A 14,460-nucleotide genomic window follows, 5' to 3' on the forward strand; every position below is an offset into this window, starting at 1 on the left:
AGTGCGCGATGGTCGATTGGGACGGCGAGCGTTACGCGGACGTGAGCGCGTTGCAGCGCATGGTCGCCGAGGACTCGATCGGGGATCTGGAACTCGCCGGCACCGAGCGACTCCTGGATGTCGGATGCGGCGACGGCTTCATCACGATGCTGCTGGCCGATCGGCTTCCGTCGGGAACTGTTGTGGGCGTCGACGCTTCGCGGCGGATGATCGAACGCGCGCTGGACCGTGTGCCGGCCGACAACCTGCGCGTCCAGTTCCACGTCGACGACGTCCTCGCCCTGCCGTTCGACGACGACTTCGACATCGCGGTGTCGTTCAACGCCCTTCACTGGGTCCACGATCAGGGCGCCGCCCTGCGCGGAATCGCCCGGAGCCTCGTCGACGGGGGCCGGGCGGTACTGCAGATGGTGTGCGCAACCGACCGACCCAGCATCGAGGACGTCGCCATGCAAGTCGCGGCGCAACCGGAGTGGCAGCGCCACTTCGACGGCTTCGACGCGCCGTACGTCCATGTGGAGCCACCTCGGTTCGGGGAACTGGCCACCGACGCCGGCTTCATCGTCGACGACCTGACGGTGAAAGACCTGAACTGGCAGTTCGACTCGGTCGACGACTTCCGCGCCTGGTTCGCGGTCGGGGCGTCGGACTGGACGAGCCGGTTGCCGGACGGCGCGGTCGACGACTTCGTCGATGCCGTCGTCGATCGCTACACCGACGTCGTCGGTGAACCCGCACTGTTCCGCTTCAGCCAGTTACGCGCCTCGCTGACCAGGCCGTAGCGCGAAAGCAACGCCCCCACCCGCCCCGCTCTGCTCCCTGAGGAGCGCCCGGAGCTTGCGGAGGGCGCGTCACGAAGGGTCCGGTGACCGAGCCGACGGACCCTTCGTGACGCTCGCAAGCTCGCTCCTCAGGGAGCCTCCTCAGGGAGCAGGACATGCCACCCGACGAAAAACGGTGCACGGTCGACGGAGCGTCAGGTCACTCCGGAACGTAGTTGAACGTGTCGGGGTCGGGGCCGATGCGTTCGTCGTTGTTCAGGCGGTCGATCTGGGCGACCTCGGCGTCGGAGAGTTCGAAGTCGAACAGGGCGAAGTTCTCCTCGACGCGCTTGCGGGTGACCGACTTCGGGAAGACGATGTCACCGCGCTGGATGTGCCACCGCAGGGTGACCTGCGCCGGCGACCGGCCCTTGGTCTTGGCGATCTCGGTGATGACCGCGTCGTCGGTCACCTTGCCCTGCGCGATCGGCGACCACGCCTCGGTGGCGATCTTGTGCTCGGAGTTGAACGCACGCAACGGGTTCTGCGAGAGGTACGGATGCACCTCGATCTGGTTCACCGCGGGCACGATGTCGGCCTCGTCGAAGAGACGCTGCAGATGAGCCTGCTGGAAGTTCGACACGCCGATTGCGCGCGCCTTGCCGTCCGCATAGGCCTTCTCGAGGGCCTTCCAGGTCTGGACGTAGTCGCCCACCTCGGGCAGCGGCCAGTGGATCAGGAACAGGTCGATCTGTTCGACGCCGAGGTCGGCCAACGTGCCGTCCAGCGCCTTCAGCGCGGCGTCGTGGTCGTGGAAGCCGTTGTTCAGTTTGCTGGTGATGAAGATGTCGTCGCGAGGAATGCCGGAGTCGCGGACCGCTTCACCGACGCCCTTCTCGTTCCCGTACATCTCGGCGGTGTCGATGTGCCGGTAACCGACCTCGAACGCGGTCAGAGTTGCCTCGCGCGTGTCCTCCGGCGGAATCTGAAAGACTCCGAAACCCAACTGCGGGATGGTGACTCCGTTGTTGAGGGTGATGGTGGGGACTGTCATGAGCACTTGTCCTCTCGTAGGGGTCTGGAGACGTCGGTCGCGCAGGTTTCCGCTACGACCTGTTCGGGACGCCCGACATCGGGCGCCCGGCCGCGGCCACGTTCAGGTTCAAGTCGATCCGGCGGTCCCGGTATTCCCCATGGGTCGTCGGCCCTACGTCTCGTCGCCGACCACACGGTCGAGGAAGTCAGGGGACACCGACCCCGCCACTGCACGCTCACCTGCGCGGACACCGGAGGCGACGTGTTCGACGAGCCGCCGGAACTCATCGCCGCCGTCCAACGGATATCGCACCAGCCCGGCCGCGGCGCACTGCTCCAGCACCGTCACGGTGAGGTCATACGCCTCGTCGAACCGTCCCGCAGCCCCGAGGCACACGGCGAGCAGTCGTTGCGCACGCAGCAGAGCTCGCCGCCGTCCGGTCCCGGTCAGAGCGTCCACCCACCGTTGCGCCCGCCCGCACGCGGCGTCCGCCGCGCCCGGGTCGTCGCCGGAGTCCAGCGACAATCGGATCGCGGTCTCGGCGTCGAGTTGCGCGACGATCGCGGCGATGCCCTGACGCGGCACATCCGCGCCGGGATCGACGCGGGGCACGATGGGCAACCGGGTCGGGAGGCGCCGCGTCACCTGCTCGTTCTCGGCGAGGGCACGGAGTCGTGGGGTGCCCAGACGCTGGGCCACGTGCACGACTTCATCCAGATACCGCGCCGCGGTGTCCTGATCGCCGCGGCACAATGCCACTCGCGCTCCGACGAGGTGGCGCGCCTCGATCATGTCGACGACCCCCTCGGGCGCCCCGATCAGAAAGCTCTCGTCCAGCAGACGCTCGGTTTCCTCCAGTTGGCCGCGTTCGTAGAGGATCTCGGCGAGCAGAGCGCAGGCGAGCCGGGCGCCCTGCGACTGTGTCGGAGAACCGCGTTCGCGTGACAGCCGGAGTCCGGTACGAAAACACGCTTCGGCGCGGTCGAGGTCGAGCTGCTCGAAGAAGGCGAGCCCGTCGAGCCCGTAGCCGTACATCACCGCGTACGGACCGGTGTTGCGTTGATGCGCCGGGATCGCGCGTTGTTGCCAGCGATGGGCTTCGTCGAAGTCGAATCGTATGGTGGCGCCGAGGGTTCCGACATTGTGGATGGCCGACACGAGGAACGGGGACAATCCCTCCAGGTCCTCGGCGAGGCTCGCCACGAGTTCGTCGAGCCCGTCCAGACGGTCAGAGATGGCGCGTACGCACGCGTCGGCGATATCCGCTTCGCGGCGAATCCCCGCGGCCGCGTCCGATCGCGGCAATCGTTCGAGGGCTATCCGGACCCGTTCGAGAGACGACTCCGCCAGCGCGGCCCGGTGCAGGAGGAGGTTCGCCCAGGCGAGCTGCAGTTGCAGGATCGGATTGGCCGCGACCGTCACCGGCGGCAGCTTCTCGATCAGTGTGAGCAGGGTGGTCATCCGTGAATGCTCGATGAGCGACCGGCCGTCGGTCTCGACCAGTTCGACGGCGCGATCGGCATCACCGGCGGCGAGCGCGTGGTCAACGGCCTCGGTGAGCATGCCGTGCCGGGCGAACCACTCCGAGGCCTTGCGATGAAGCGGTGTGATCAGTTGCGGCTCATCACGTTCGAGCCTCCGACGGAGGAATTCGACGAAGAGCGAGTGGAACCGGAACCACTCACCGGCTTGGTCCACCCGGGTGAGGAAGAGGTCTCGGACCTCCACCTCCTCGAGCACGGCCTGCCCCCGGGGCTCGCCACTCAGGGTCGTCGCGAGGTCGGCGCAGATCCGTTCCGGCAACGACACTTTCAGGAGGAATTGCAGAATCTCCGGTTCCAGGACCCCGAGAACGTTCTCGGCCAGGAAGTCACCGATCGCATGATGCCGTCCGGAGATGTCACCGATCAGCTCGGACGGCTCGCCGGATCTGCGCAGGGAGACACACGCCAGCTGGAGTGCGGCCACCCATCCGTCGGTGGACGACCACAGTTCGACGACCTGATCGGCGCGAAGGTCCAGCCCGGCGACGTCACGAAGGAAACGCTCGGCCTCGTCGGCATCGAAACACAGTGCTGACATGTCGATCTCGATGATCTCGTCGTGCACTTGCAGGCGACTCACCGGAAGGCCGGCCCGGGTCCGGCTGGTCACGATCACCTGCAGGTGGTGACATCCGTGCTCGAGCAGATAGTCCATTGCTCCGATGACCGCCGCGTCCGTGACCCGATGCCAGTCGTCGATGACGAGCGCGATCCGCCGTCCTCGCGCGTGGACATCGTTGATCAGAGACGTCAGCACGTACTCGTCGGCGCGGTCGCCGTGTTCTTCGACCACCGCCGCGAGATCCCCGACCGTGTCCGGGTCCGCCCGGCCGAGCGCCTCGATGAGGTCGGCGAGGAACCTCGCCAGGCCGTCGTCGCTGTCGTCGACCGTCAGCCAGGCCACCGGTACGCCGTCCTCCGCGAGCTTCTCGGCCCACTGCGCAGCGACCGTGGTCTTCCCGTAGCCGGTGGGTGCGTGGATGAGCGTGAGTCGTCGCAACTTGCCGTCTCGCAGGGTTTCCAGCAGCCGAGACCTGGCGACCTGTGCCCGCGGCCGAACGGGAGCCCGGAACTTCGTCGACGGCATGGGCAGATTCATCGTCGTGCGTCGCCGCTGCGGAGTGGTCGGCGTCGCGGGCCCCATGGCCCCGGCGGGCAGCGCCATCTCGTCGAGCGGGACCCCGAGCAGTCCCTGCGCGTTCCGCAGTTCCTCACCGAGCGCCAGTGCGGAGTCGGGGCGGTCTTCGGGTTCGCGCGCCATCGCGTGTTCGATACAACCGGACACCTCTGCGGGAAACCCGGCGGCCGCGAGGTCCGGGACCCCCTCGCTCGCCACTCGGAGGAAGTGCGCGACGACCTGCTCTCCGCTGCGTCGCTCGAAGGCGGCATGCCCGGTCAGTGCGCAGAACAGGGTCGCGCCGAGCCCGTAGACGTCAGAGGTCACCGAGGGAGCGGCGCCCGCGAGCAGCTCGGGTGCGGTGAAGGCCGGCGACCCGGTGACCAGGTCGGCATCGGTCTCGAAGCCCCCGCTGATGCGTGCGATCCCGAAGTCTGTCAGCTGGGGTTCGCCGTACTCGGTGATGAGGATGTTCCCCGGTTTGATGTCGCGATGCAGTGTGCCCGCACGGTGCGCGGTCTCGAGGGCGCCGGCCACCTTGATCCCCAGGCGCAGGATCTCGCGCCACCCGAGAGGGCCGTCCTTGCGAATGCGCACGTCGAGCGACGCGTGGGGGTGATATTGCATCACGATGAACGGAAAGCCCTCGGGCGTCGAACCCACCTCGAGGATGTTGACGATGTTCGGGTGACCGGAGAGACGGCCCATGGCGCGCTGCTCGCGAACGAATCGCTCGAGGTTCTCCTTGTCGAGGTGATCCGTCAGCACCTTCACCGCGACGTCGCGGTCGAGAGCCGGTTGCCGACAGCGGTACACCGCTCCGTAACCGCCACGCCCGATCTCGACCGGGTCGGCGAAACCCGCACCCACCAATTCACCTGCGACGTCGCGAACGGCATCGCGCTGTGTGGTCAACGGATCGTTCTCGACCATGATCTGCCTCGATCGCGTGTCGATCGGCTGCTGCCCTGTCCAGCGTACTCAGGCATGCGTCGGGAGCGGGGCTTTCGTTACCAGAGCGGAGTGCCCCCGGACCGAGCGGCCACACCAATTCGGCCCCTGCGTTTCCCAACCGTCGACATCTGTGACAGAGTTGACGCGCAGCCATCGGTCTTGGTGGTTGCTCACTGAAGAAAGAAGTACAGCAGTATGGCACAGGGAACCGTCAAGTGGTTCAACGGCGAAAAGGGCTTCGGCTTCATCGCTCCCGACGACCAGGGCGCAGACGTCTTCGTCCACTACTCCTCGATCACCGGTAGCGGCTTCCGCAACCTCGAGGAGAACCAGCGTGTCGAATTCGACGTGGAGCAGGGTGCCAAGGGCCCCCAGGCTACCAACGTCAGCGCGCTCTGAGCTCCTGACTTTCGCGAAACGCCCCACTCGGCCATCAGGTCGGACGGGGCGTTTCGTCGTCTCCGGGGCGTAGACCCCATCTGATAACGTTCGTATTCAGATGTCGGTCTGGTACGGACGGGAGACGAGCGTGTCGCTCGACGAGAACTCATTGCTCTGGCGCTACGTGGGCGACCGCCGGTTCGTCATGGCGATCTGCCGGGCCGTGTCCCTGCAGATGTTGCACCCGTCGATAGCCGCCGCCACCCACGAATTCTCGATGGTCCAGAATCGGGTGTACGTCCACAAACGGCGAACGACTCCCTGCATCATCCGGTCGGCATACGAAGACGACTTCGACGCCGTGCGACGAATCCGGTACAGCCACGACCACTTTCACGGTCGACGCCCCGACGGCCGGCGTTACCACGCACTCAATCCGGAGGTCTTCCTCTTCGAGCACGCGACATACGTCGATGCGGCGCTGGCCACCGAACTCGATCCCGACCCGGGTCTGGGATGGTACAGGGAGCAGCTGCTTCGGCCCGACTATTGGTATTTCCGCGCACTTCCGACGCCCGCTGTGCGCGCCATCCAGCATCCCGTGGCCGCCGGTCACCTGGGACTGACGCCGTCGTCGTCCGACCGGCGCGTTCTCGCGACCACCGCGTCAATGCTGAGGACCGCAGACAGGGTCGCCCCGGCACACAACATCTGGCCGGGCGAGGTGCGCGCCAAAGTCCTCGCGGCACGTCGACCGTCCTGACGAAAACCCGCCCTCCCCGATGTCGTCCACGTCACAATGAGGCGTGGTACGGCCCGAGGAGACGTGAGGGTGATGCAGGTGACCGATCCCGTGGTGGTGCTGACCAAGGCCCGAACATCAAGCGAGATTCGGGCGGTGCGCGAGTGGACCGCGGCGAACTACCCGGATGCGACGATCTCCCGGTCGGCGGACATCGATTTCGACACGATGGCGCCGGAGACCCTGCTCGTACCGGTCCGAGCGGTCTGGCTGCCCGCGGTCCGGCAGGGCGAGCGGCGGGTCACGCTCGGCGACGTGCTGGTGCTGTCGAATCCTCGACGCCCGCTCGGCGCGGTTCAACCACTCATCCGCAGGAGACGGCCGGACAGTCTCCGCGTCGTCGCCGGCGCGCCCGCGACGATCGAGGAACTCCGTACCCGATACGCCCATCATCAGGCTCAGGGTGAACCGTTCGCCCAGTTCGTCCTGTTCCAGGCGTCGGTCTCGGCCGAGCGGGCCGAACGTCAGATCGTCGGTGACCGCTACAAGGTCCCCCGGCTCGTCGCCGAGCAGATCAGCAGCTCGTCGCGATTCCAGACGTCCGCGGCGAAACTCGCCGCCGAACTGGGCCGGCCCACCGACGCGGTGGTCGCCGAGGCCACCGACAAACTCTCCACCTTCGTCGCCACGCAGAGCCGCCTCATGGACGACGTGTTCTCGGCGACCTTCAACCGGTTGCACGAGCGGGCCTGGAACGTCACCGTCGACGTGGAGAACCTCAACACCCTGCGCACCCTCAACAAGTCGACCGGCCTGATCTTCCTGCCGTCGCACCGGTCCTACGTCGATCCGCTCGTCCTCGCCAAGGTGTTGCGCACCAACGATTTCCCACCGAATCTCGTCCTGGGTGGAAACAATCTGTCGTTCTGGCCGGTGGGGCCGGTCGCGCGCCGCGCCGGCATGATCTTCATCCGGCGGAAGTTCGGCGCGGACCCGGTCTACAAGTTCGCCATGCGCTCCTACCTCGCCTACATCGTCGAGAAGCGCTTCAATCTGGAGTGGTACATCGAAGGAGGCCGCAGCCGGACCGGCAAGCTGCGGAAGCCGAAACTCGGCCTGCTCACCTATGTCGTCGATGCCGTGGGCCAACTCGACGAGGCCGACGTGACGATCGTGCCGACGTCGATCGTGTACGACCAGCTCCAGGAGATCGGTGCGATGGCGGCCGAGGATGCCGGTGGCACAAAGAAACCCGAGGGAGTGGGGTGGCTGCTGCGCTACGCGAAGGCGCAGCGCGCCTATCTGGGCGAGGCGCGGGTCCGATTCGGCACGCCCATCTCGCTGCGGACCGCTCTCGACGACGCCGGCGAAGGGCGCTCCCGACTGGAGAAGGTCGCGTTCCGGGTGATGGACGAGATCAACTCGGCCACCCCGATCTCGGCCACCTCGCTGGCCGGCTTCGCGCTCCTCGGCGCCCAGGACCGGGCCTACACCCTCGCGGAGATCGAGAACATCCTGGCGCCTCTGCTCGACTACATCCGCCGGCGCGAGTTGCCCGGGCCGGATCCGGCACTGTGTCGCGGGGTCGGGCTGACCCAGACGCTTCGGGTCCTCGCCGGGAACGGCGTCGTGAGTTGTTACGAGGGCGGGTCCGAGCCGGTGTGGTCCATCGTGCCTGACAACCATGCGGTCGCCGCCTACTACCGCAACGGTGCGCTGCACCATTTCGTCGACCGGGCGATCGTCGAGGTCGCCATGCTCGCCGTGGCCGACGGGGAGGTCCGGGCCGATGATGTCCCGCCCGGCGAGGCCCCGATCGGGTACGACGAGGCGGCCGACGGTCCGGTCGCCGACGAGGGCCTGCTCGCCGCATCGCAACGCGAGGCCCTGCGGATTCGGGACCTGCTCAAGTTCGAGTTCTTCTTTCCGCCGAAAGTCGAGTTCCTGCACCGCCTCGGCCTCGAACTGGACCTGCTCGCCCCGGGTTGGCGTGCCGTCACCCCGACCCAGGAGTGGACCTATGAGGTCTTGCACGGGCATACCGGCGGCCTGTTGGCCCGACGCACACTGCAGCCGTTCTTCGACGCCCAACTGGTGTTCGCAACCAAGCTCGTGGAGCTCGGCACGGCGTCGCGCGACAAGGACGAGCTGATCACCGACTGCCTGGGCCTGGGCCGTCAACTGTCGCTGCAAGGCGTTGTACGCAGCAAGGATTCGGTCTCCAAGGACATCTACGACGGGTGTTACCAGCTCGCCGACAACCGCAATCTGATCCACGGCGAGAACATCACCGATCTCGCGGCCGCCCGGCACGACTGGCTCGACGAGGTCGAGGCGATGCGCGAGCGACTGGCCCGGATCGCCTCGATCGAGGACATCCAACCCGCTGTGTGGGCGGAGGCCACGCCGTGAGTGCCTTCACCGACCGCATGCGGGCCATCCGGTCCGCGCCCACCGGCAAGAAGGTCGCCGCCCTCTTCGACTACGACGGCACCTTGATCGAGGGATTCTCCGCGGCCGCCATCATGCGGGCACGGTTGCGGAGCATGGAATTCGGGCTCGGCGAGCTCGCCGACTTCCTCGTCATCGGTCTGCGCGGCGTCGTGTCCGAACAGGACTACGCGGAAGTCCTGGACGCCACGCGGCCCACCTTCGCCGGCAAGACGTACGCCGAGATGATCGAGTTCGGCGAACACCTCTTCAAGTACGAGACGGCGGCCAAGTTGCGGCCGCAGATGTGGCAGATCCTGCGCGCACACCGGGAGATGGGCCACACGATCGTCATCGCATCCTCGGCCACCCGATTCCAGATCGAGCCCATCGCACGGGAGATCGAGGCCGACTTCGCGCTGGCCACCGACGTCGAGGTCGTCGACGGGGTGGTCACCGGCAACATCCGGGGACGCCCGCTCTGGGGGCCCGGAAAGGCCGCCGCGGTGCGGACTCTCGCTCGCGAGCACGGCATCGACCTCAGCGCCTCGTTCGCCTACAGCGACGGCAACGAGGACATCCCCTACCTCGAATCGGTGGGCAACCCGGCGGCCGTCTCACCACGTCGAATCCTGCGGGCGGAGGCCGAGACCCGCGGGTGGCCGATCATCGACCTGAAGAACCCCACGTACAACCGGCTCGGGATGCTGGCCAGGACCGGTGCCTTCTACAGCTCGTTCCTCGCATCCGCCGCGGTGGGCGTCACGACCGGGCTCGTCCGGCGCGACCCCTCCGCCCTGGTCGAGGCGCTGCCGACCGGCACCGACGTCGGACTGTCCCTGGCCGGGATCCACGTACAGGTCCTCGAAGGGGGTGAGTACCTCACGTCGGCGCGTCCCTGTGTGTTCCTCTTCAACCACCAGTCGAAACTCGACCTGCCGGTGATGATCAACCTGGTCCGGTCCGAGGCGACCGGCGTGGCCAAGAAGGAAGTGCAACGGGTGCCGGTCGTCGGGCCGATCCTGCAGCAGGCCGGGCTGGTGTTCATCGATCGCGCCGACCCCGGCCGCGCGATCGAACAACTGGCACCGGCGGTGAGAGCGCTGCGAGACGAGGGGATGTCCCTGGTGGTGGCACCCGAGGGCACCCGGTCCCCCACTCCCCGCGTGGGCCGGTTCAAGAAGGGTCCCTTCCACATCGCCATGCAGGCGGGTGTGCCGATCGTCCCGGTGGTCCTCCGCAACACCGGTGAGTTGATGTGGCGCGGTGCGCAACTCATCCGGCCGGGCACCGTCGAGGTGATGGTTCTGCCGCCGGTGCACACCAGCGACTGGTCGCCTGCCGAGATCGGCGACCGCGCCGAAGAGGTGCGGCAGATGTATGTCAGCGCCCTGGCGGATTGGCCCCTGGATTTCTTCGCCGACGACGACGCCCGGCCACCGACCGAGGTCCCCGAGGAGAGGCAGATGTGAGCGACGAGACCGACCTGACCGACGGCGTCGACCGCCCGCTGGACTGGGCGAACGAGCCACACATGAGCTCGGTGGACACCATCATGTGGCGCGGCGACACCGACCGGCGCATGCGCGGGACCATCTGCATGCTCGAGGTGTACGACTGCGCGCCCGACTGGGACCGGCTCGTGGCCGCGCACGAATGGGGAAGCCGGATGGCGCCACGATTCCGGCAGCGCGTCGTCGACTCGCCGTTCGGTACCGGCACACCCAGCTGGGCCGTCGACCCGGATTTCGACCTGCATTACCATCTGCGCCGAATCCGATTGGGCGGCAACGGAAGCATGCGCGAGCTGCTTGTCACCTGTGAACAGCTCGCGATGACCGCACTGGACGCGGCACGCCCGCCGTGGGAGGGCACGCTGATCGAAGGGCTTCCCGACGGCAGGGCCGCGTATTTCCTCAAAGCCCACCATGCACTCACCGACGGCATGGGGGCCATCATCGGACTCGCACAGCTGCATTCACCCACCCGCGAACACAATCCGGGCAAACCCCAGCCGCCGAGTCCCGACCCGGTGAACATCACCCCCGTCGACCTGCTCCGACGGCAGCTGGGCGAAGAGATCCGTCGGATCCCCCATCGCCTGGACACGACCTTCCGCGGAGTCCGCGCCCTGCAGCATCCCCGGCAGGCATTGAGTTCTGTGCTGCGATATGGGCGTTCGGTCCCCCGCGTGGCCGGTCTGGTCAGCCCCCCGGGTTCACCGCTCCTCGCACACCGGAGTCTGTCGTGGCGTTTCAGCGCATTCGAGGTCCCGTTCACCGACCTCAAGGCGGCCGCCACGGCGACCCGCGCGTCGATCAACGACGTGTATCTGGCCGGGCTCGTCGGTGGCTTCCGCCTGTATCACGAGAAGATGGGCACCCCGATCGAGACGATGCCGGTGGCCATCCCGATCTCGGTGCGTCGTCCGGAGGACCCGGCGGGCGGAAACCGCATCGCGGTGGGACGACTCGCCGGGCCGGTGGGGATCGCCGACCCGTTCGAGCGTGTGCTCACCATCCGTGAACAGGTACGCGTCGCCCGGCACGAACCGGCAGTCGACATCTTCAACACCCTCGGGTCGGTCATGGCGTGGCTCCCCGGTTCGGTTCTCATGCAGTTCAGCGGCACGACCAGCCAGAACGACCTACAGGCCAGCAACGTACCGGGTATCCCATGGGACACCTACGTGGCCGGCGCCAAGGTGGAGCGGATGTTCCCCTTCGGCCCGCTCCCCGGCTGCGCGATGATGGCGACGATGATCACCCACAACGGGACGGCTTGTCTCGGAATCAATTCCGACGGGGCCGCGGTCACCGACCTCGAGTTGTTCGCGGACTGCCTCGTCGCCGGATTCGGCGAGGTGCTCGCGTTGGCCGCCGACGACGAGGTGGTGCCGGGGACCCTCCGGCGGGTGGTGTGACCGAAACTCAGATCTGCCACCGAACCGGGCGGGAGATGATGTCGCGGAGCCGGCGGCGGTAGTACCGCGCGGACTCCTGGTTGAACACGTCCATGGCGGCCGCCGTCGCCTCGACGTCGCGTGCGCGCATGGCGTCGAGGATGTCCTGCTGGAGTTCGAAGGCCGCGAGCCGGGTCGCGATGGGGTGTTCGACGGGTTCGGCGTCGCGGACGAGCAGCCACAATGTCTCCATCACGACCCGCAGGGCGGGATTGCCCGCAGCCTCGTAGACACCGCGCTGGAAGGCCGCGTTGTTCTCCTGGAAGTTGTCGTGGTCCTCGGGGTGCTCGCGCATCCGGTCCAGCGCGGCCTGCATCGCATCGAGTTGATCGTCGGTGACATTCTCCGCCGCCGCGCGCGCGACCATCGGTTCGAGCATCAGCCGTACGTCGATGACATCGCTGATGTTCGCGCCGTTGATCTGCAGGAAGAGCTTCATGATGTTGCCGAGGGAATCGAGTTCGGGCCGCTTGGCGATGGGGCCACCACCGATCCCGGCCTTGATCGTCACCAGGTCGCGACTCTCGAGCAGCCGCAACGCCTCGCGCACCGTCGTCCGGGCCACCCCGTACTCGGTGACCATCTCCTTCTCGGTGGGCAGCCGTTGACCCTCGACGATGCCGCCACCGAGAATCTCGTCGGCCACCATGTTGGCCACCTTCGCGGACATCTTCTGTCCACGAGGCTGACGGGTGTCGGGCTCGTCGGCGACGGTCATGGGTCTCCCGTGGGTGCGCAGGTCGGTCGGTGTCGATACCTTACCGACCTCGGCGTCCGGCGGTTCGCGAACAAGCCGGTTGCCCGAACTCCGCGACTCCTTCGTCATAAACTCTGTACATATTTAAGGAGCTTCGATACCGTGGAGCCGATCACGATCTGTTCGCGCCCGCCGCCCGTGCGCACCGCCGCCGCGAGCGAGCGATCAATCGGCGCGGCTCAGGAGAGGTAGGCACACGAGATGGCGACAACCACTGCATCAGAGCATCTCTCGGTCACGATGCGCGAGCCCGGCGTCGCGTGTGTCGAGCTGGCCCGCGGCAAGGTGAACGCCGTGGACGGCCAGATGTACGACGACATCGCCGCCACCTTCGACGCCCTGTCCGACGATCAGGAGGTCCGCGCGATCGTCCTGACCGGGCGCGGCCGGATCTTCTGCGCGGGCAACGACATCAACGAGTTCCGCACGATGTCCACGATCAGCGGTGACATCGCCATGCGACGTGCCCGGCGCGCGCTGTTCAGCATCCGCGACTGCCATCTGCCCGTCGTCGCGGCGGTCAACGGCCCCGCCCTGGGAAGCGGTTTCGGCTTCGTCGCCCTGTCGGATCTCGTCGTCGCCTCCGAGCGGGCCACGTTCGGACTTCCCGAGATGAATGTCGGCGTCCTCGGCGGTGGTCGCTTCACCGCACGGATGCTGCCCCAGCAGGCGATGCGCCGGATGTTCCTCACGGCCGAGCCCGCCGATGCGACGACGCTGGCACGCTGGGGTGCCCCGATCGAGGTCGTCGCGCACGAGGAACTGATGGAGATCGCCACCGCGCGCGCCCGTTCAATCGCGGCGAAGAGCCGGCACGCCATCGTGCTGGCCAAGCAGTCGCTGAACGGATGTGAGGACCTCGACATCCGGCGCGGCTACGAGCTCGAACAGTCGTTCACCGTCCGGCTCTCCGAACATCCGGATTCCAAGGCGGCCGTCGAAGCACAGGTCGCCGGCCTGGCCAAGGGCTGATCACGACGACCTGTGCTACCGAGCGTCAGTGCATGTGGCTTCCGCCGTTGATGTCGATCGTGGTGCCGGTGAGGTAAGCAGCATCCTCGGAGCTGAGGAAGGTGATGACCGAGGCGACCTCGCGAGTGGTGGCAACGCGGCCCAGCGGGATGCTCGCGGCGATCGCCGCCTCCTGCTCGGAGGTGCTGCCGACCCGGATCGCGGTGTCTGCTGCGCCCGGCGCGACCGCGTTGACGGTCACTCCGCAGTCGCCGAGCTCGCGCGCGAGGCTCTTGGTGAAGCCGAGGACCGCGGCCTTGGCCGACGAGTAGGGAACCTTGCCGAAGACGCCGCCGCCACGCTCGGCCGACACCGACGACATGTTGACGATCCGCCCCCATCCGTTCTCGATCATGTCCGGCAGGAATGCCTTCGTGACGAGGTAGGTGCCGGTGGCGTTGACGGCCATCACCTTGTTCCACAGGTCGACCGTGGTCTCGAGGAACGGGACGGGTGAGGTGATGCCCGCGATGTTGGCGAGCGCGCCGATCGGGGGCAGCGCTCCCGAAGCGACCTCGGCCGCGATGGCCTCATGGGCTCGTCCGACCGAGGACTCGTCGGCGACGTCGATGGCGGTGCCGAACGCGGGAACGTCGTAGGCGTTGCCGATCTCGGCGGCGACCTTGGCCGAGCTCTCGCCGTCGAGATCGAGAACGACGATGGCCCAGCCTTCCTCGGCATAGCGCGCGGCAGTCGCGCGACCCAGTCCGGATTCGGATGCGGCGCCGGTGATGACGGCGGTGCGCTTGATGGTCATGGTGAATC

At 67.3% G+C, this 14,460-nt stretch carries 11 protein-coding genes; 7 read left to right on the forward strand and 4 right to left on the reverse strand.

Features of this window, described 5'->3' with window-relative positions:
* The first annotated feature begins 8 nt into the window (after positions 1-8).
* Complete coding sequence (locus ABIC25_RS14535; protein ID WP_354562006.1) at positions 9-782, forward strand: class I SAM-dependent methyltransferase; 774 nt, start codon at positions 9-11, stop codon at positions 780-782.
* 199 nt (positions 783-981) lie between these two features.
* Here the strand turns inward: ABIC25_RS14535 and ABIC25_RS14540 are convergent, their stop codons facing one another.
* Both ABIC25_RS14540 and ABIC25_RS14545 read right to left on the reverse strand, forming a co-directional pair.
* Positions 982-1,815, reverse strand: coding sequence for an aldo/keto reductase (locus tag ABIC25_RS14540; protein WP_101820073.1), 834 nt, complete (start codon positions 1,813-1,815; stop codon positions 982-984).
* Positions 1,816-1,968: 153 nt separating this feature from the next.
* Positions 1,969-5,391 carry a protein kinase domain-containing protein gene (locus ABIC25_RS14545; protein WP_354562007.1) on the reverse strand — a complete coding sequence of 1,141 codons (3,423 nt, stop codon included), beginning with the start codon at positions 5,389-5,391 and terminating at the stop codon, positions 1,969-1,971.
* Between the two features lie 216 nt (positions 5,392-5,607).
* On the opposite strand from ABIC25_RS14545, the gene ABIC25_RS14550 reads away from it, so the two are divergent.
* The 5 genes from ABIC25_RS14550 to ABIC25_RS14570 all read left to right on the forward strand — a co-directional run bounded on the left by ABIC25_RS14550 (position 5,608) and on the right by ABIC25_RS14570 (position 11,888).
* Complete coding sequence (locus ABIC25_RS14550) at positions 5,608-5,811, forward strand: cold-shock protein (protein WP_004020476.1); 204 nt, start codon at positions 5,608-5,610, stop codon at positions 5,809-5,811.
* A 100-nt stretch (positions 5,812-5,911) separates the two neighbouring features.
* Complete coding sequence (locus ABIC25_RS14555; protein ID WP_354562009.1) at positions 5,912-6,556, forward strand: oxygenase MpaB family protein; 645 nt, start codon at positions 5,912-5,914, stop codon at positions 6,554-6,556.
* 72 nt (positions 6,557-6,628) lie between these two features.
* Positions 6,629-8,947, forward strand: coding sequence for a glycerol-3-phosphate 1-O-acyltransferase (locus ABIC25_RS14560; protein ID WP_354562010.1), 2,319 nt, complete (start codon positions 6,629-6,631; stop codon positions 8,945-8,947).
* Positions 8,944-10,437, forward strand: coding sequence for an HAD-IB family hydrolase (locus tag ABIC25_RS14565; RefSeq protein WP_354562012.1), 1,494 nt, complete (start codon positions 8,944-8,946; stop codon positions 10,435-10,437). The genes ABIC25_RS14560 and ABIC25_RS14565 overlap by 4 nt, the downstream gene beginning before the upstream one ends.
* Entirely contained in the window at positions 10,434-11,888 is a 1,455-nt protein-coding gene (locus tag ABIC25_RS14570) for a wax ester/triacylglycerol synthase domain-containing protein (protein ID WP_101819944.1), read from the forward strand. Before ABIC25_RS14565 ends, ABIC25_RS14570 begins: the two co-directional genes overlap by 4 nt.
* Before the next feature lie 7 nt (positions 11,889-11,895).
* Here ABIC25_RS14570 and ABIC25_RS14575 read toward each other — a convergent pair whose 3' ends face one another.
* The gene (locus ABIC25_RS14575) at positions 11,896-12,645 is read right to left on the reverse strand and encodes a FadR/GntR family transcriptional regulator (protein WP_033204266.1); all 750 of its coding nucleotides are present in this window, start codon (positions 12,643-12,645) and stop codon (positions 11,896-11,898) included.
* A gap of 240 nt (positions 12,646-12,885) precedes the next feature.
* On the opposite strand from ABIC25_RS14575, the gene ABIC25_RS14580 reads away from it, so the two are divergent.
* On the forward strand, positions 12,886-13,656 hold the full coding sequence (locus ABIC25_RS14580; RefSeq protein ID WP_004020482.1) for an enoyl-CoA hydratase-related protein: 771 nt from the start codon (positions 12,886-12,888) through the stop codon (positions 13,654-13,656).
* A 25-nt stretch (positions 13,657-13,681) separates the two neighbouring features.
* Here the strand turns inward: ABIC25_RS14580 and ABIC25_RS14585 are convergent, their stop codons facing one another.
* The gene (locus ABIC25_RS14585; RefSeq protein WP_239402452.1) at positions 13,682-14,452 is read right to left on the reverse strand and encodes an SDR family NAD(P)-dependent oxidoreductase; all 771 of its coding nucleotides are present in this window, start codon (positions 14,450-14,452) and stop codon (positions 13,682-13,684) included.
* Positions 14,453-14,460: the final 8 nt, after the last annotated feature.

This window comes from Gordonia sp. PvP123 (genome assembly GCF_040547295.1).
Classification (GTDB): Bacteria; Actinomycetota; Actinomycetes; order Mycobacteriales; family Mycobacteriaceae; genus Gordonia; species Gordonia terrae.

Excerpts from the sequence above, each read along its gene's own strand:
- ABIC25_RS14560 (WP_354562010.1), top strand. The coding sequence starts at position 6,629 with ATGCAGGTGACCGATCCCGTGGTGGTGCTGACCAAGGCCCGAACATCA.
- ABIC25_RS14580 (WP_004020482.1), top strand. The coding sequence starts at position 12,886 with ATGGCGACAACCACTGCATCAGAGCATCTCTCGGTCACGATGCGCGAG.
- ABIC25_RS14555 (WP_354562009.1), top strand. The coding sequence starts at position 5,912 with ATGTCGGTCTGGTACGGACGGGAGACGAGCGTGTCGCTCGACGAGAAC.
- ABIC25_RS14575 (WP_033204266.1), bottom strand. The coding sequence starts at position 12,645 with ATGACCGTCGCCGACGAGCCCGACACCCGTCAGCCTCGTGGACAGAAG.
- ABIC25_RS14540 (WP_101820073.1), bottom strand. The coding sequence starts at position 1,815 with ATGACAGTCCCCACCATCACCCTCAACAACGGAGTCACCATCCCGCAG.
- ABIC25_RS14585 (WP_239402452.1), bottom strand. The coding sequence starts at position 14,452 with ATGACCATCAAGCGCACCGCCGTCATCACCGGCGCCGCATCCGAATCC.
- ABIC25_RS14535 (WP_354562006.1), top strand. The coding sequence starts at position 9 with ATGGTCGATTGGGACGGCGAGCGTTACGCGGACGTGAGCGCGTTGCAG.
- ABIC25_RS14545 (WP_354562007.1), bottom strand. The coding sequence starts at position 5,391 with ATGGTCGAGAACGATCCGTTGACCACACAGCGCGATGCCGTTCGCGAC.
- ABIC25_RS14550 (WP_004020476.1), top strand. The coding sequence starts at position 5,608 with ATGGCACAGGGAACCGTCAAGTGGTTCAACGGCGAAAAGGGCTTCGGC.